This is a genomic window from Cloacibacterium normanense, assembly GCF_003860565.1.
Lineage (GTDB): Bacteria > Bacteroidota > Bacteroidia > Flavobacteriales > Weeksellaceae > Cloacibacterium > Cloacibacterium normanense.
In genome coordinates this window covers 1,729,580-1,747,807 of record NZ_CP034157.1, presented here as the reverse complement: position 1 = coordinate 1,747,807, position 18,228 = coordinate 1,729,580, and the positions used below count along the sequence as shown (strand labels likewise).

The 18,228-nt window shown below is 32.2% G+C and carries 13 protein-coding genes; 12 read left to right on the top strand and 1 reads right to left on the bottom strand.

What is annotated here, in order from left to right:
• Positions 1-38 precede the first annotated feature (38 nt).
• From EB819_RS08020 to EB819_RS07990, 7 genes are all read left to right on the top strand, one after another.
• Positions 39-1,388, top strand: a complete 1,350-nt coding sequence (locus EB819_RS08020) for an alpha-amylase family glycosyl hydrolase (RefSeq protein WP_069797784.1) — start codon at positions 39-41, stop codon at positions 1,386-1,388.
• A gap of 94 nt (positions 1,389-1,482) precedes the next feature.
• Positions 1,483-2,076: a transposase gene (locus EB819_RS08015; RefSeq protein ID WP_069797782.1), complete on the top strand. Its 594-nt coding sequence runs from the start codon at positions 1,483-1,485 to the stop codon at positions 2,074-2,076.
• Positions 2,077-2,142: 66 nt separating this feature from the next.
• Positions 2,143-2,583, top strand: coding sequence for a GreA/GreB family elongation factor (locus tag EB819_RS08010; protein ID WP_069797781.1), 441 nt, complete (start codon positions 2,143-2,145; stop codon positions 2,581-2,583).
• A gap of 60 nt (positions 2,584-2,643) precedes the next feature.
• Positions 2,644-3,438, top strand: a complete 795-nt coding sequence (locus EB819_RS08005) for a thymidylate synthase (RefSeq protein WP_069797779.1) — start codon at positions 2,644-2,646, stop codon at positions 3,436-3,438.
• Between the two features lie 184 nt (positions 3,439-3,622).
• On the top strand, positions 3,623-6,124 hold the full coding sequence (locus EB819_RS08000; RefSeq protein ID WP_069797777.1) for a M1 family metallopeptidase: 2,502 nt from the start codon (positions 3,623-3,625) through the stop codon (positions 6,122-6,124).
• Positions 6,125-6,289: 165 nt separating this feature from the next.
• Entirely contained in the window at positions 6,290-7,615 is a 1,326-nt protein-coding gene (locus EB819_RS07995; RefSeq protein ID WP_069797831.1) for a hydroxymethylglutaryl-CoA synthase family protein, read from the top strand.
• A 97-nt stretch (positions 7,616-7,712) separates the two neighbouring features.
• Positions 7,713-12,158, top strand: a complete 4,446-nt coding sequence (locus tag EB819_RS07990; RefSeq protein WP_069797775.1) for a T9SS type B sorting domain-containing protein — start codon at positions 7,713-7,715, stop codon at positions 12,156-12,158.
• A gap of 46 nt (positions 12,159-12,204) precedes the next feature.
• Here EB819_RS07990 and EB819_RS07985 read toward each other — a convergent pair whose 3' ends face one another.
• Positions 12,205-13,878, bottom strand: a complete 1,674-nt coding sequence (locus EB819_RS07985; RefSeq protein WP_069797773.1) for a glutamine--tRNA ligase/YqeY domain fusion protein — start codon at positions 13,876-13,878, stop codon at positions 12,205-12,207.
• A 486-nt stretch (positions 13,879-14,364) separates the two neighbouring features.
• Here EB819_RS07985 and EB819_RS07980 point away from each other — a divergent pair, with 486 nt between their 5' ends.
• The 5 genes from EB819_RS07980 (at position 14,365) to EB819_RS07960 (ending at position 18,225) form a co-directional block, all read left to right on the top strand.
• On the top strand, positions 14,365-14,997 hold the full coding sequence (locus EB819_RS07980; protein WP_069797771.1) for a response regulator: 633 nt from the start codon (positions 14,365-14,367) through the stop codon (positions 14,995-14,997).
• 17 nt (positions 14,998-15,014) lie between these two features.
• Positions 15,015-15,836: a hypothetical protein gene (locus tag EB819_RS07975; RefSeq protein ID WP_069797769.1), complete on the top strand. Its 822-nt coding sequence runs from the start codon at positions 15,015-15,017 to the stop codon at positions 15,834-15,836.
• An 8-nt stretch (positions 15,837-15,844) separates the two neighbouring features.
• Entirely contained in the window at positions 15,845-16,522 is a 678-nt protein-coding gene (locus EB819_RS07970; protein ID WP_124878720.1) for a hypothetical protein, read from the top strand.
• A 3-nt stretch (positions 16,523-16,525) separates the two neighbouring features.
• Positions 16,526-17,317, top strand: a complete 792-nt coding sequence (locus tag EB819_RS07965; protein ID WP_245993116.1) for a sensor histidine kinase — start codon at positions 16,526-16,528, stop codon at positions 17,315-17,317.
• Between the two features lie 335 nt (positions 17,318-17,652).
• Positions 17,653-18,225, top strand: coding sequence for a hypothetical protein (locus tag EB819_RS07960; protein ID WP_069797763.1), 573 nt, complete (start codon positions 17,653-17,655; stop codon positions 18,223-18,225).
• Positions 18,226-18,228: the final 3 nt, after the last annotated feature.

Sequence of the window (18,228 nt, the reverse complement as noted above, 5' to 3'; positions counted from 1 at the left end):
ATACAATCACTACATTTGTTTCGCTAAAATTTTCAACTATGAAAAAGCTATTTTTATCTGCAATGTTAGGCTTGTCACTAATCTCTTGCAGCGCTTTACAAAATCAGAAAACAATGACAACTGACTGGAAACACACCACCAACATTTATGAAGTAAACGTAAGACAATTTTCTAAAGAAGGAACCTTCAAAGCTGTAGAAAAAGAATTACCAAGACTTAAAAGAATGGGCGTAGAAACACTTTGGTTTATGCCAATTACACCTATTGCTCAAAAAAATAAAAAAGGAACACTTGGTAGTCAATATGCTGCACAAGATTATACCTCTATCAATCCAGAATTTGGGACTTTAGAAGATTTCAAAAGTGTGGTAAATGAAGCCCATAAAATGGGTTTTAAAGTCATCATCGACTGGGTGGCGAATCATACGGGTTGGGATCATGTTTGGACCAAAACGCATCCAGACTTTTATTTGATGGATCCTAAAACCAATGATTTCCAAATCGCTTCTGGAATGGATGACATTATAGAGCTCAATTATCAAAACCCAAAAATGCGTGAAGCCATGATTGAAGCCATGAAATATTGGGTAAGAGAAACGGATATTGATGGGTTTAGATGTGATTTAGCTTCTTGGGTAGAAGTAGATTTCTGGCAACAAGCAAAACCAGAAGTTGAAACCATAAAACCACTTTTCTGGTTAGGAGAATATGATGAATTAGACAATCCAGATTATGCAACAGTTTTTGATGCGAGTTACAGCTGGAAATGGATGCACCTAACCAAAGAATTTTATCAGAAAAAATTACCAATTACAGATTTAACGAATCTTTTGTCACAGTATTCTGCCATCGGAAACAAAAGCCTGAGAGCTTGGTTTACCACCAATCATGACGAAAATACTTGGAATGGAACAGAATATGAAAAGTATGGTGAAATGGCCAAAACATTAGCCGTATTTTCAGCAACTTGGAACGGTGTTCCTTTGATGTACAACGGTCAAGAATTACCATTGTTAAATAAGAGATTAGAATTTTTCGAGAAAGATCCAATTCCTTGGAATGGTGAAAATAAATTAGAAAATTTCTACAAGAAATTATTTGAACTTAAATCTAAAAATCCTGCTTTGAGAGGAGGTGATGATCAAGCAACTACCCAAATTTTGAAAACCAGCGCTCCAGATCAAGTTCTTGCTTATCTTAGAAAAAATGGAAATGACGAAGTTTTGGTAATCCTTAATTTATCAGATGCTCAACATTTGAAAGTGCAGATTTTAGACGAAACGGTAAAAGGAAAATTCAAAAGTATTTTCTCTGGTTTAACCACAGATTTTGATACAAAACCTACCATAGAAATGTACAAGTGGGAACATATTGTTTTTGAGAAATAAAACAATTTGAAAGTTAATAGAAAGACTTACCCTTTTTGCGTTCTAAACGCAGAAAGGGTTTGTTGTTTTTATAGAAATAATTTTATATTTGAATATGGAAATAGATGAAATTGAAGAAGGATATTTCTATCATATTTATAACAGAGGAAATAACAGTGAAAAGATTTTCTTTTCAGAGGAAAATTATGCTTATTTTCTTAAACTTCTTACAAAATATATTTTTCCAGTCGCAGACATTTATGCTTATTGTTTGTTAAATAATCATTTTCATATTTTAGTCAGGATAAAAGAGAAAAATGAAATTGAAATTAATAAATTAAAATTTTCAACGATTGAAAAGCCAAAAAAAGTTTCTGCTTCTAGACAGTTTTCACATTTTTTAAATGCTTATTCACAGGCTGTAAATAAAAAATATGCCAGAACAGGAAGCCTTTTCGAAAAAAGATTTGAAAGAAAAAGAATTTCTGATAATCATTATTTGAGACAAGTGATTCTGTATATTAATACTAATCCTTTGAAACATAATTTAGTAGAAAAGCCAAAAGATTATAAATGGAGTTCTTATAATTCTCATATTTCAAATGCTAAAACTAAATTAAAAAGAAAGGAAGTAATTGAATTATTTGATGATGTTGAAAATTTTGTTTTGTGTCATAAAAATTATGATTTTTTAAATTCAATTTTTTAATTAATTCAACAAACCCTTTCTGCGTTCTAAACGCAAAAAGGGTAGTATTCTTAATAACATTTACTCATGAACAAAGCTGAACTTTTAGAACTGGTAAAACAAAAAATTTCTGAAAAAATTCAGAAATTAGAGCAACTCATTGCCGAAACCAGAGCTTCTAATAATGATACCAAAAGTTCTATGGGAGATAAGTATGAAACTTCCCGAGAAATGCTTCAGCAAGAAATTAATAACCTTCAGCTTCAACTGAATGAACAACTGAAATCTCAACAGATTCTTAAAAATATTCAGACTATTTCTCATAAAACCGTCAATTTAGGAAGTTTGGTGGAAACAGATAAAGGCAAATTTTTCATTGCAGTTTCTTTAGGCGAGTTGAGTTTTAACCAAGAAAAAATATTCATCATTTCAGCAGAATCTCCTTTAGCGAAAGCCATGAATGGTAAAAAAGAAGGCGATGCATTCATTGTGAATAACTTAAATCAATTCATCAAAAATATTTGGTAAAAATTTCATTAATTTGTAGAAGTCAACTCAGAACTTAGAACCAAGAATATTGAAACCATTATGCAAAACTACCTCGATTTACTCCAACATATTTTAGACCACGGAACCGATAAAACCGACAGAACAGGAACAGGAACCAGAAGCGTTTTTGGTTACCAATTGCGATATGATTTGTCTAAAGGTTTTCCTTTGGTAACGACCAAAAAAGTGCATTTAAAGTCTATTATTTATGAATTGCTTTGGTTTTTAAAAGGCGATACAAACATCAAATATCTCACAGATAATGGTGTTTCCATTTGGAATGAATGGGCAGACGAAAACGGAAATCTTGGTCCAGTTTACGGAGCACAATGGAGAACTTGGGAAGGCAAAGATGGAAAAGTGGTAGACCAAATCGTAGAAGTAGTAGAGCAAATCAAGAAAAATCCAGATTCTAGAAGACTTATCGTTTCTGCTTGGAATGCAGCAGAAATTCCCAATATGGCTTTAGCGCCTTGTCATGCGTTATTTCAGTTTTATGTAGCAGATGGAAAATTGTCATTGCAACTGTATCAAAGAAGTGCTGATGTATTTTTGGGCGTTCCTTTTAACATCGCGAGTTATGCATTGCTGTGTATGATGGTGGCACAAGTTTGTGGATTAGAAGTAGGAGATTATGTGCATACTTTCGGTGATGTTCATATTTACAACAACCATTTTGAGCAGGTAAAATTGCAACTTTCTCGTGAACCTAGAGCATTACCAACTATGAAACTCAATCCAGAAATTAAAGATTTGTTTGATTTCGATTTTGAAGATTTTACGTTAGAAAATTACAATCCACATCCTGGAATTAAAGCGCCAGTTGCGATTTAAAAGATAATTCATTAAATATTTGAGAATCAAAATTTATTTCCTCTAAGATTTAGAGAGTAAATTTTGATTTTTTTTTAGGATTTTGCCAAAGTTAATTTGAGAATAATTTTAACTTTGGCAAAGTTTTTATACGTAACAAAGAGTACATAAATGGGACTAATTAACCGAAATACAAAATTTTAAAATGAAGAAACTACTCATTGCAGCCTTATTTTTAGGGCTTTTTTCTACTGACAATTTCACTTTTGCACAAACCGAAACTTCTGGCAGAACTGGTGTTTACAGAGCTACTCATACCAAATCTACAGAGTTGAAACACACCAAATTGCGTGTGAATTTCAATTTTGAAAAAGAACAAATGAACGGCGAAGCTTGGATTACCGCTTCTCCATTTTTTTATGCTTCCAATGAATTGGTTTTAGATGCTAAAGGAATGATTATTAATGAGGTAGCATTAGAAAAAAATGGTGCAAGAACTCCTTTGAAATATGATTACAAAGAAGATATTCTAAAAATTTCTTTGGATAAAACTTACCAAAAAAATCAAGATTATACCGTTTATATCAAATATGTAGCGAGACCTAATGAAGTAAAACAAAAAGGTTCTGCTGCCATTAATGATGCAAAAGGACTTTATTTCATCAATGCTCAAGGAAAAGATGCTGATAAACCTACACAAATCTGGACTCAAGGTGAAACGGAATCTTCTTCTTGTTGGTTTCCTACAATAGATAAACCCAATCAGAAAACCACGCAGGAAATTTACATGACGGTTCCTAAACAATATGTAACCCTTTCTAACGGAATTTTAAAAAGTTCTGAAAATTTAGGCGAAAACCTGAGAACAGATCATTGGGTAATGGACAAAAAACACGCTCCGTATTTGTTTTTCATGGGAGTAGGAGAATATGCCATGATTAAAGATAAATGGAGAAATATAGACGTAGATTATTATGTAGAAAAAGAATATGAGCCTTATGCAAAACAAATTTTTGGGAATACTCCAGAAATGATAGAGTTCTTTTCTAAAAAATTAAACTATGATTTTCCTTGGCATAAATACGCACAGATTGTAGGCAGAGATTACGTTTCTGGTGCTATGGAAAATACTACCGCAGTAATTCACGAAGAATCTGCACAACAAAAAGCGGGTGATTTAGCAGACGAAAACAAATGGGAAGATGTAATCGCTCACGAATTATTCCACCATTGGTTTGGAGATTTGGTAACCGCAGAAAGTTGGAGTAATCTTACGGTAAATGAGAGTTTTGCAGATTATTCAGAATATCTTTGGAACGAATACAAGTATGGAAAAGACGAAGCCGATTATAAAAGATTAAAATCGCTCAGAAATTCTAAAGCAGACCCAAGAAATTTTGGTAAAGATTTAGTGAGATTTAATTATGAAAGCAGAGAAGACATGTTTGATGGCGTTTCTTACAATAAAGGTGGCGGAATTCTACACATGCTAAGAAATTATTTGGGAGATGATGCGTTTTTCGCTGGACTTTCAGATTATCTTAAAACCAATGAATATGGAACTGGAGAAGCGCATCAACTGAGACTTTCTCTGGAAAAAGTTTCGGGAAAAGATTTAAACTGGTTCTTTAATCAATGGTATTTCGGTAAAGGTTATCCTAAGTTAGAAGTAAAATCTACTTTTGACCCGATGAAAAAACAAGTCACCGTAAATGTTGCTCAGACACAAGAAGAAAAATTTGAGTTTCCATTGTCGATTGATGTTTTAGAAAATGGTAAAATTTCTAGAAAAGAAGTTTGGGTAACGGCAAATGCGAAAAATGACTTCGTTTTTGATGCGACTAAAAATCCTGAATTGATTAATGCAAATCCTGAAGGTTTATTGCTAAGCGATATTAAACAAGACAAAACTCCAGAACAATTATTTTTACAATACACTACTGCTAAAGATTTGTACAGCAAATACACGGCTATAGAAGAAGCAAAAGACCAAGTTTCTAAAAATCCGTTTGCAGACAAATTATATGCAGCAGCTTTGAAAGATAAGTTTTACAGAAATAGATTGTTAGCATTAGAAGGTTTACCAGAAGATCCAAAATCATTTTTGGCAGATGTAGAAAAATTAGCGCAAAATGATGATAAAAATTTGGTGAAAGGAGCTGCAATCGGTGTTTTAGCAAAAACTAAAAACCCTAAATATTTACCATTATTTGAAAAAGGAATCAATGCAGTATCTAATTCGGTGAAAGGAAATTCACTTTCTGGAATTGCTCAAGTTGCTCCTGAAAAAGTAGTAAATTATGCCGAAAAAATAGATTTGGAAAGCGCTTCGGAAGATTTAGTGATGACACTTTTGCCGGTGATTGTAAAAAATAAAATCACTGCTCAAATGCCAAATATTGCGTCTCTTGTAGCGTTTTATCCTTTTATTGGGTTTCAAAATCCTACATTAGCAGCACCCGCAGAAGAAGGTTTCAATTGGATTATGGATTCTGATAATACAAAAGCAGTACACAATCTTACGAAAGTTTTAGGGCAAGCGAAAAGTCAAATTGGCGATAATGTACAAGCCAAAATGATGATTGTACAAATGCTAAAAAAAGGCTTAGAAAGAAAGATGAAACTATTTAGAGAGAACCCTTCAAGCACCAGTCTAAACACTCAAATAGAAATGCTGAATAAAGCGATTACTTCTTACAGCAACTAATTAATTTGTTTTAATAAATTGAAGCCCTTTTTACATTTTTTGTAAAAAGGGCTTTTTTGATGCTAAAAATTATTTAGATTTAAAATAAAAAACAAAATTCTTAGCATAATTCTTTTGTCAGGAATTTTCAACTCGTTAAATTCGTACAAAAATTGAGGAATTATGATGAAAATCGGAATCGAAGCGGCAAGTTTTTTTGTGCCAAGTTTATATTTAGAAATTAAGGATTTAGCCGAAAAAAGAGGAATAGAACCTGCAAAATTAGAAAAAGGTTTAGGGTTGAAGAGGATGGCTTTTCCGGATGTACACGAAGACGCAGCCACTTTTGCCGCAGAAGCACTTTTAAAACTCATACAAGATTATAAAATAAACCCCAAAGAAATTTCTAGAATTTATTTAGGAACAGAATCTTCGCTAGATGCTGCAAAACCTACTGCTACTTATGCCATGCAAATGGTAGAAAAAGAACTAGAAAAAGAATTTGGAGTGAGATGTTTCAAAAATTGTGACGTAGTAGATATGACTTTTGCGTGTGTAGGTGCTGTAGATGCGTTGCACAATTCTCTTGATTTTGTAAGAGCGAATCCTGAGAAAAAAGCCATTGTAATTGCTTCTGATTATGCGAAATATGAATTGGCTTCTACTGGTGAATATACGCAAGGTGGTGGTGCAGTTGCAGTTTTGGTATCGGCAAATCCTACATTGTTGGAAATTGAAAATAAATTTGGAATCGCTACAGAAAGCGTTTTTGATTTCTTTAAACCAAGAAGAGAAACCACTAAAGATTTGGTGCAGAATTTACCAGAAACCTTTGCCGAAAAAGTAGAAATTTTTACAGATGAACCTGTTTTTGACGGTCAATATTCTAATCAATGTTACCAAGATAGAATTAGAGAAGCTTATCAACATTACAAAGAAGAAAGCGGAAAAGAAAAGCCTTATGAAAATTGGCGATTTTTGATTTTCCACCTTCCGTATGCATTCCACGGGAAGAGATTATTTACCGAAATTTTCGGCTTAGAAAACGGAATGAATGCCACTACTTCTGATGATATAAAAGCCATCGCTCAAACCGATGAATATAAAAATTTAGTTGCCGAAAAAATAGAAATTACGCAACGTGCAAGTTCAGAAATTGGGAATATGTACACCGCTTCTATTTTTATGGCGCTACTTTCTGCTTTCCAAGTTTCTTATGAAAATGGGGAAGAATTAGCAGGAAAAGAACTAGGGTTTTTAGCCTACGGAAGCGGAAGTAAATCTAAAGTTTTTGCTGGGAAAATAGGGAGCGAATGGAAATCTGTGGTAGAAAAATGGAATATTTTTGAAGTGCTGAATCAGCGCAGAGCAATAGATTTTGATACTTATGAAAATTTACATAGAAAAAAACTCAGTACTTCTGTAAATCCAGATTGGAAAGGATTTGGATTGGTAAAAGTAGAAAAAGAAAGCCCAGTTTTAGTTGGAGCAAGATATTACGAAAGAAGATAAAAAATGAGCCGAGAATTTTCTCGGCTTTTTTTACGTAAAATATTGTAGTGGTTATTTCGTTATAATTCTTTAAATTTGATTGGAATAAAAAGTGAAAATGAGACTGAATAAGATTATACTATTCTTATTGGTATTACTACCTTATGCAGTAATAAAATCTCAGTCATGTCCATCGATTAAAGATGCTTTAGGAAATTCTGATGTTACTATTACGTGTAATTATCCGCTCAATTCTTCTAAATGTTTTCCGCTGAATATTACTTTTCCCGATATTAGAGATACCAATCAATATTCGGTTTCTGCCATCCCTTTTCCTAACATTGATACCAATACTGGAACGATTTTAGGCTATAAAGACGATGAATATTTAGCTAAAATAGCTTTTAATGATGCTTCCATTTTTGGAAATAAGCCTTTTTCTTTTAATTATTATGGCGAAAATGTACAGTCTTTAATCATTAGTAGTAATGGCTTTGTAAGTTTTAATGAAAACTATTCAGTTGGTGATTACAGTGCTGCAGATATTACGGGAAAACAAATTCCCAATACCTATTTGCCTACAAAATCTATTTTTGGAGTCTATCAAGATTTAGATTTTACAGACAGAGTAGGAAATGTAAGTTATCGAGTAGAAGGTGTTTCGCCGTGTAGAAAATTAATTATCAATTTTAACAACGGAGAAATTACCAGAACCACACAGAGAAGCACTACGCAGATTGTGTTATATGAATTGACGAATGAAATAGATGTTTATGTTGCAGAAAAACCTTTGCCAGATGTTTCAGCGACGGTTAGAGAATCACTTATTGGGATTAATAATGCTTCAGGAAACGGAATTGCGCCCATTAATAGAAATACAGGAATTTGGTCAGCTACTCAAGAAGCCTACAGATTTTCACCTTCGGGAAATGTAATAAAACCACAACGTATTATTTGGAGCGGTTCTGCTACACAAGCTTTACCTACCGTTTTTAATACTAATTATAGTTCAATAGATTTATGCTCTGTGCAGAACGAAACCATTACTGCTACTGCTTATTATACGCTTTCTAATGGTGTAGTGATTACGCATTCAGATGATATTCGGATTACTTTTGATCCGAGTTATCCTCAAGCCAAAGATTTTGTAAAACCAGTTTGTAATTCTTCTACGAATATTTTTTATCAAGCAGATATTAATCCAGATTTAACCATTCATGGCGCAGCAATTTCTCCATTTGTTTTTAAATATTATCTCGATGGAGCCGATGCTTTTGCTGGAAATGCAAATTTTTTAGATGCTAGTTTGCCTTTAGACGTTACGCAGAAATATTTTGTACGAGTAGAAAGCGCAACCAATGCAAGTTGTTTTACCATTTCTAATTTGAGTTTTTTATTGCTCAATAATATTTTGCTCAAAAACACGGTAGAAATTTGTGATTCAAACAATGATGGAATAGAGAGAAATTTTCAGTTGTCTAGACTAAATTGTCAATTGTTTGATGCCAATTTCGCAGGTTCTGTAAGTTTTACCATAGACAATAATCCTGCAGAAGTAACCAGTGCAGACCTCACTTCGGCTTCTAAAATTTATGTAAAATATAACACAGCTCAATGCGGTACACAGATTTTTGGGCCTATTTCTGTAGTTTTTACTAGTGCTCCATCAGTGGTTTCTACCCCAATTCAGATGAATTCTATTCATGAAATTTGTGATATTATTTCTAGCAGCAATCCTATTTATATCGAGCCTTTCGAATGGGAAAAAGAACTTAAAAATCGTGGAATCGTCTTTTCTAATGACCAAAATGTTTTTAAAATTAGTGTTTTTGAAACAGAAGAAAATGCTTTACAAAATGTAAATCCTTTAGATTTTATCAGAGAAGGTCAAGAGTTGCAAGATTACACTTATGATTTGTTTGCGAGAATAGAATATCAACAAACAGATGCTTGTAAAGGAATTTGTTTTTCGGTATTGAAATTTACCGTTAAAGTGATTTTTGACAGAATTATTTTAAATGTAACTGATGCAGATACTGATGTTGTCCCGGATTCTCCAACGATTTATGATACCGAAGATGCAGATATTTATCTCTGCGAAAAAAATAGAGATGAACTCGTGAATTTGAAAAATGATGCAGATGCAGTCATCAAAGTGATTACACCTACTTCTGGAATCACTCAAACTTTTCATTATAATACGACTACAGCTAATGATGTAACCAATTTTGGATTGACTACCGCAGAATTAGACCAAATCTTACCAGATAACATCAGCACAAAAGAATTTTTTGTAAGATATTTGGTTCACGACAGTTGTTATGTGGTAAAAAAATTAAATTATCATATTCTCAAACCTATTGCAGAGAAGAAAAAGCTATTTGTCTGTGCTACCAATAGTCCTGGAAATGCAAATATTACGTTAAGCAATTATGATATAGAAATTCTAGGAACACAGTGGAATCAAAATCCGAAGCCTACTGTTACCTATTACAGTGATGCAGCACTTACCAATGTGATTACTACGCTTAATGTTACCAATACTCCTGTTTCTGTTTACGCCGTGATTAATTCTTCTTTAGCGCCTTCTTGCTCTAATGTGGAAGAAATTACGTTTCAATTGTCAGAAATTCAAGGAATAATTACGGATAATTTAGTCGTCAGTTTGAAGTGTGACCATTTTAACAATAATGAAGAAAAAGTAAAACTTACCGATTATTATTCACAGTTTTTTAATGGAAACTTAGCCAATTATAAATTCGAATGGTTTAGAAATTATTTCCCAGTTTCTGGCGTGTTTAATTCACTGATTGTAGACCCGTCTCAACCGATTACCATTGCTGGAAATACCACTTTTTATCTCAGAATTTCTACTTTAGATGGAAGCAGTTGTCTTAAAAAAGTAGAATTGCGTTTTGTGTTTGATTTTTCAGCGTATACTCAGGTAAAGTTAGCTCCATCTACCACCATTTTGAGATGTGATGCGACTGGAACGCAAACCATGAGTTTTGATTTAAGTGAAGCGATTCCTAAACTATACGAAAATCAGGGAAATCCTAATTTTGCAGATTTTATAAGAGAAGTTCGATTTTTTGAAAATCAAAATGACGCTTTTGACATTGCGAATACTAATTATTTAAGCGATGCAGACGTGCAAAATTATTTATTACCAGCTACCACACCTTTTAAAACAGTTTATGCAAGATATCAATCCATCAATGGTTGTTTTTATGTGGGTGAGGTTGTTTTGAAAATTATTGGAAATATAAAATTTAATGTCATTGAAGATATTTCAGTTTGCGATGATAATTTAGATGGAGTTTACACTTTTAACCTGATAGATTGGCTCAATCGTTTGAATACCGATGCTAATCTAGATAATGACATTCTCACCAATTCCGAAGCAGCACAATATGCAACCTATACCTTTTATGAAAATGGAGTAGCGCTTACTACAGCTCAAGCGATGAATTATACCATTAATAATGCACAACCAAATATTACATTGAAAGCCGAAATTAATGGAAATTGCGCAGAGACTACCACGGTGAATTTTGTATTGCAACCTTTTGTAAATAAAGGGAGTTTCACGCTTTCGGTTTGTGATGCTGTAAATGATGGCAAAGAAACTATTAATCTTACCGTTTTTGAAAATCAATTGAAAACCAGTGATGAAACTTTCGAATATTATCTTTCTTTCTCTGATTTAAAAGCTGGTTCCACAAAGAAAATCGTGAATCCAAATGCTTATTCGTTTGATGAAAATTCAGGAATTTTTAAATTTTTTGTCAAAATTATTTCAAGCACAACTTGTCCTAATTATGCGGAAATTAATTTGGTTTTAAATAAAGTTCCAGCATTTGATATAGAGAATTTCTGGATTTGCCCGAAAGATGTTTTACCGTTTTTACAACCAGATTTTTCTTCTTATCCATTTAATGTCGTCACTTATGAATGGAAAAATGCTGTAGGAACAGTTATTTCAAGCAGTAATGCGGTTATTAATTTAGCTGCGGGTAAATATACACTTACCATTACAGATGATAAAAGTTGTTCTTTTACAGATGAATTTGAAGTGCTAGAAAAGGAAATTCCTGTAATCACAAAATTAGAAACCAATGGAAATGATTATACCGTAATTGCAACGGGAAGTAAGAAAATTTTATATTCTATAGACGGAATTTCTTGGCAAGAAAGCAATCTTTTTACCAATTTACCGAAAGGAAAAGTTACTTTTTATGTTAGATTCGAAGATGATAACTGCATCGGCGAAACTAAGGATGGTTTGGTTCTTCAATTTCCTAATTCTTTTACGCCAAATGGTGATGGAATTAATGATGTTTGGATGATTACAGATGTAGCGTTTTTCGGTGCAGAGAAGAGTGTTTTGAGTATTTATGACCGTTATGGAAATTTGGTTTTCAGACAAGATAAATCAGGAGTTTTGAGTTGGGATGGCTTATCTAATGGTAGAAAATTACCTACGTCTACTTATTGGTATCACATTGCGTTACCAGATGGTAGAGATTTTAAAGGTTGGGTTCTCCTCAAAAATAGAAATTAAAAAAAGCTTCACCATCGTGAAGCTTTTTTCTTTATAACTTGAAATTTTAATCAATTTTAAAACTGTCTTTCAGCGTAACCGTTCTGTTGAAGATTAATTGCTCTGCTGTAGAATCTTTATCTGGAGTAAAATAACCAATTCTTTGGAACTGATAATGGTCTCCCACTTTTGCATTTTTAAGGCTTGGCTCAGCAAAACCTTGAACTTTTTTCAGAGAATCTTTGTTCACGAATTCCATGAAATCTGTTTCCTTTTCTGCATCTGGTTGTTCGTGAGTAAATAATCTGTCGTAAATTCTTACTTCAATTGGTAAAGCATGTTTTGCAGAAACCCAGTGAAGCGTTCCTTTTACTTTTCTCATACTTGCTTCAGTTCCGCTTCCAGATTTAGATTCTTCGTCATAAGTAGCGTAAATAGTAGTGATTTCGCCATTTTCATCTTTTTCTACTCTGTTGGCTTTAATAATGTAAGCAGATTTTAATCTTACTTCTCCACCAATCGTTAATCTGAAGAATTTTTTCGGAGCTTCTTCCATGAAATCTTCTCTTTCGATGTAAAGTTCTCTGCTGAAAGGCACTTCTCTAGTTCCTGCGTTTTCGTCTTCAGGATTATTTTCAGTTTCTAGCCATTCTTCTTTATCTTCAGGATAATTTTCGATGATAAGTTTTACAGGATTTACCACAGACATTACTCGGGTAGAAACTTTGTTGAGGTCTTCTCTCACACAGAATTCTAGCAACTGAATATTGATGAGGTTTTCGCGTTTTGCAACGCCTACTCTGTCAATGAATTCTCTAATGGCTTTCGGAGTGTAACCCAATCTTCTCATTCCAGAAATCGTAGGCATTCTAGGATCATCCCAGCCTGTTACTACGCCTTCTGCTACTAATCTTTGTAATTTACGTTTAGAAGTTACCATGTAAGTAACGTTCATTCTCGCAAATTCTCTTTGCTTATTTCTTACTTTTCCATCTTCATAGACTTGGTCTAAATACCAATCATAAAGAGGTCTGTGATTTTCGAATTCTAATGAACAAAGGGAGTGTGAAATTTGCTCTATATAATCAGATTCACCATGAGCCCAATCGTACATAGGATAGATTTTCCATTTTTCGCCAGTTCTGTGGTGTGGTCTTTTCAGAATTCTGTACATCACAGGGTCACGCATGTTCATATTCGGCGAAGTCATGTCTATTTTAGCTCTTAGAGACATTGTACCTTCTTCGAACTCTCCGTTTTTCATTCTTTCGAATAAATCTAGAGATTCTTCTATAGGTCTATTTCTGTATGGAGATTCTATTCCTGCTTCGGTAGGATTTTTTCTTTGTTCTGTAATCACTTCAGAAGGCTGTTCATCTACATAGGCTTTTCCTTGTTTAATCATTTCTACAGCCCAATCATACAACTGCTGGAAGTAATCAGAAGCGTATAACTCTTGGTCATATTTGAAACCAAGCCATTTAATGTCTTCTTTGATGGCATCTACGAATTCTTGCTCTTCTTTTTCAGGATTAGTGTCGTCAAATCTTAAATTAACAGGAGCACCATATTTTTCTCCTAAACCGAAGTTTATACAAATCGCTTTGGTATGTCCTACGTGTAAATAACCATTAGGTTCTGGTGGAAATCTAAAACGCAATTTAGATTTATCTAAACCATTTTCTAAATCATTTTCGATGATTTGTTCAATAAAATTGAGCGGTTTTTTTTCTTCTTCCATAATCAGTTCTTGAATCTTGCAAATTTAAGAAAAATTAAATTCTTTTTTAAATTAAAAAATAGTCTAATAATCGTTGATGAGAATATAGTTTTATGATAGAATTTTTAACATTTTAATTGTTATTGTCATATTTAGAAAACTATTTTTAGTTGAATAAAAAAATTGAAACATTGGTTTGTGAAAAAAATAAAATTAAGAACAGGAATTTTTACAAGTGGAAGTAAATTAACAATTAACCGGTCTGTTATCGTTTATGATTTGAGGTTAAAAAAAATGTGAAAACAGTGTTTGTTAATAATTTAATATAAACCAAATATTGCTGTTAATTTCTAAACAATAAATCACATTTTTAAAAAATGTGATTTATTTTTATTTTGTATTGAAAAAAAGACTATTTTTATTTACACAAACTTAGTTACACAAAAGTGTAATTGGTTGTTACAATATTTCTATTGAAATTTGTAATGAACAAACGATGAAAATATTATGTCAATCTCAGTAGCTATCGTAGAAGACGAGAAGCATTATAACAATGCGCTCAAAAAAATTATTGATTATGATGCAGGTTTGCATTGTGTAGGTCAATTTTATTCTGGTAAAGCAGCTCTTGTTTCCTTACAAGAGATTTATCCTGATGTGGTTTTAATGGATATTAAACTTCCTGATATGAGCGGGATAGAAGTCATCGCGCAGATTTTAGATACAATGCCTAATACACGATTTATGATGTGTACGAGTTTTGAAGATGACTTGCATATTTATGAGGCCTTGAAAGTTGGCGCAACTGGTTATCTGATTAAAGGAGAAAGTATGGATAAAATCATCACTTCCATTAAAGATGTTTACCAAGGAGGTGCGCCGATGAGTTTCGGGGTAGCTAAAAGAGTTTTACAATATTTTAGAGAAGAAAAAACTAATTTTAACAACCACCTAAACGAGCTTTCTAAAACAGAGCATGACATTCTAGATCTTCTTGCAAAGGGTCATCTTTACAAGGAAATAGCAGATATAAAAGAAGTTACACTAGATACGGTAAAAAAACATGTAGGAAATATCTATAAAAAACTGCATGTAAATAATAAAGTAGAAGCAATAAACCTTCTTAAAAATCAAGCATAAAAATCTAAAATCGAACTATGAAAAAAAAATCTACTCTCTATTTTTTAGGTTACTGTATGATGTTTTTTCTATTATTTTCATGTGGAGACCAGAAAAAATTATCTAAAGATGACCTATTGCTTTCGCATATTCCAATGCCCCCAAAATTAGACTCTGCAATGAGACACAGTTTTGATACGGTAACGTATAAAATTCTTAAAAAACTGAATCCTAAAAATGTAAAATCATTTAAAGTAAGCAAAGAAAATTATTTAAAAATGATTGATCAAATTCCTGTGAATGCAGACAGAGTAGCATTTAGTTTTGTTCAATTTAATAAGGTGAAGTTCCCGAATAAATACCAAGAATTAACTAAATTTGATGGTTCCCTTTATTTGTTGTATTATTATATGGATAAATCTGGTAATAATGTGGGGAATAAAGCTTATGCGATGCTAGATGTAAATAACATAGTGGAAGTTTCTGAGGCGGATTACCAAATCATGGAAAATGATTATATCCAAAACATTAAATCTCAAATAGATGCAGTAGTACAAGGTGCTCAAGGAAATACGCTAAGAGTAAAAATTACCAAAGATGAATTGTTAGCTTACAAAAATAAAGTAACAGCTAAGGCAAATGTCAAAAATTTTAAAATTACACTTGCACAGTGGGTAAATTATGAAACCTTGCTCACCTCAACCGAAGCTAATATTTTGAGAAAAAAATTAAAATTGTATAATGATGAAAGTGTTGGTCAAATGACTTTTATTACAGACTGTCAAAACGCTCAAGGGAGTGATGTAGAAAGTTTGTCTGGTTTTGATTTGAATACTTTTTGTCCTAATGATTGCCCATAATGTTGATATTGATAGATAAAATTTTAGATTATACGTATGACATTGTTGTGGCCATAGCAATGATATACTCTATTTATTTATGGGTGAAAAAAGGATATACTGCCAAACAAAAATATTTTTTCCTCTATTTAGTGGCGGTATTTATTGTAGATGTTTTAGGGCTTGTATTTATAAGAAAAGCTTTTAAGATTCATCAGACTTATTTGTTTTTCCCATTTATCATATTTTCCATACTGTATTTCAGATATTTTTATATCCAAGATTATAAAACAAAGAAGGACCATTATTTTTTAAATGCTATTGCGGCTATTTCTGTAGGAATGTCATTATATTTCCAATTTTCTATTGGTTTTCCAAAATTCAATAATAATGTATTTCTCATGATGATTCTGTTTTTCTTATTAGCGAGTTTACAGTGGTTTTTATACATTATTAGATTTGTAGATGAGCAGAATATCACAGTAAAACAATCATTTTGGGTAAGTTTTGCTCTACTTTTTTGGAGTATTTTTGCTTTGTTCAGAATGTATCTTGGAACATGGTTATATAATTATAATCAAGATATTTTTAATGTGATTAATTTTTTATTTAGTATTTGTAATATCATGATGTATTCCTTTTTTATAAAAGGTTTAAGATGTGTAGATTATAATGTTTTACGTACGTTTAACTCTTTTAAAAAATAAATTTTGGCTCAAATTCTACCAGACCCAGTATTATTGGTACTTATTTTTGCAATCATTATTCTATTAATGTTTGTAGGGTTTATTATTTTGGTAGTGATGGTGTACAAAAAAAAACAAGCAGTATTCATTAATGAAAAACTGCTTCAGGAAATAGAGCATCGTAACGTAATTCTAGAAAAAGAATTAGAAATTCAGAAAAAAATTCAAGAAGAAAGAGAGAGAATTTCTCACGATATGCATGATGATTTGGGTGCGGGAATTTCAGCATTGAAACTTCAAGCAGAATTTTTAAAACAAAAAGTGGGAGAACAGCATCTCAAAGAAGATATAGATGATTTACTTAAGACTTCAGAAGAAATGAATCTCTCGATGCGAGAAATGCTTTGGAGCCTTAACTCTAGTAATGACAACTTGGGGAATTTTATGCAATATGTATCGCTATATGCCGAGAGTTTTTTCAAGAAAACAGATGTTAAAATCAATATTACCAGAAAAGTAGAACTTCCTGATACTAAATTGAATGCAGAAATCAGAAGAAATTTCTTCCTCTGTGCTAAAGAAGCCCTAAATAATGTCTATAAACACAGTAAAGCTCAAAATGTAGATATTCTTTTTACACTGAAAGATCATCTTTTTACCATGGAAATTATAGACGATGGAGTAGGATTAGAAGAGAGTTTAACTTCAGGAAATGGTCTTAATAATATGCGGCGCAGAATTCAGAATTTGTGTGGTCTTTTTGTCATAAAACCAAGTGAAAAAGGACTGCATTTAGTCTTTGAAATAAAATTGTGATATTACACAAAAGTGTAATTGACTCGTTTTGCATGGTTCACTACTTTTGTCACGGTAAAAACAATCATGAAAACATTCTAGAAACACAAATGCAAAAAACTAACAACCAAACGTCTTAGCAATAAGGCGTTTTTTTATGTGTTTAGCATGATTTTTGTAATAATAATTACGAATTCTTATTTCTGTATTTTTAATTAACACTATTGTATAGCAAAGAATTCATTTTAGCTTCTGTCTCTGGCAGAAGCTTTTTTTGGGTTTTATGACAATTATCACGGTCAATAAAAAAAAAGCTACAAGCAATAATACTAACTTTGAATAGTAAAACAATAAAAATGAAAAAATTCTATTTTCTTTTTTTAATTTTTGTTGTACAAATCAGTTTTGCACAAGATTTTTTTTATAAAAAAGACGCTTCATCCATTCCCACTGTAGGCGAAGAATCCCTTGTGATTTTTGAAAAACCTCCCGTAAATAAATACGAAGAATTGAATGCCGAAAAAAGCATTGGTCCTAGCTTTCTTCGCTTTTTCGATACCAATCTTAATACTTTTGTGAATTTAAGCTACAAAATCATTAAAAATCAAATTGATAGAGATGTGCTTAAATATACCGATTCCTTTTCTGCAAAAAGAACCTACCTTTTTGACCAAAGAATTCCTGCTTTTAAAGTAAAAAGAGAAATTGTTACCAAAAATCAAAAGGAAAGATTAACAGCATTCTCCGCACAATTTATTCCTGAAATCGTAAAAGGAAATGCATTGGTGTATCAACTTCACCATATAGAATGCAATGCAAGTGGTGCTAAAGTCTGGGAAAAAACCAATTTTAATAATTACGAAATCAAAATTAATATTGCTTATCAATCTGGAGGAAAAAAAAAGAAATCTTCGCTTTCCATAATGTAAAAG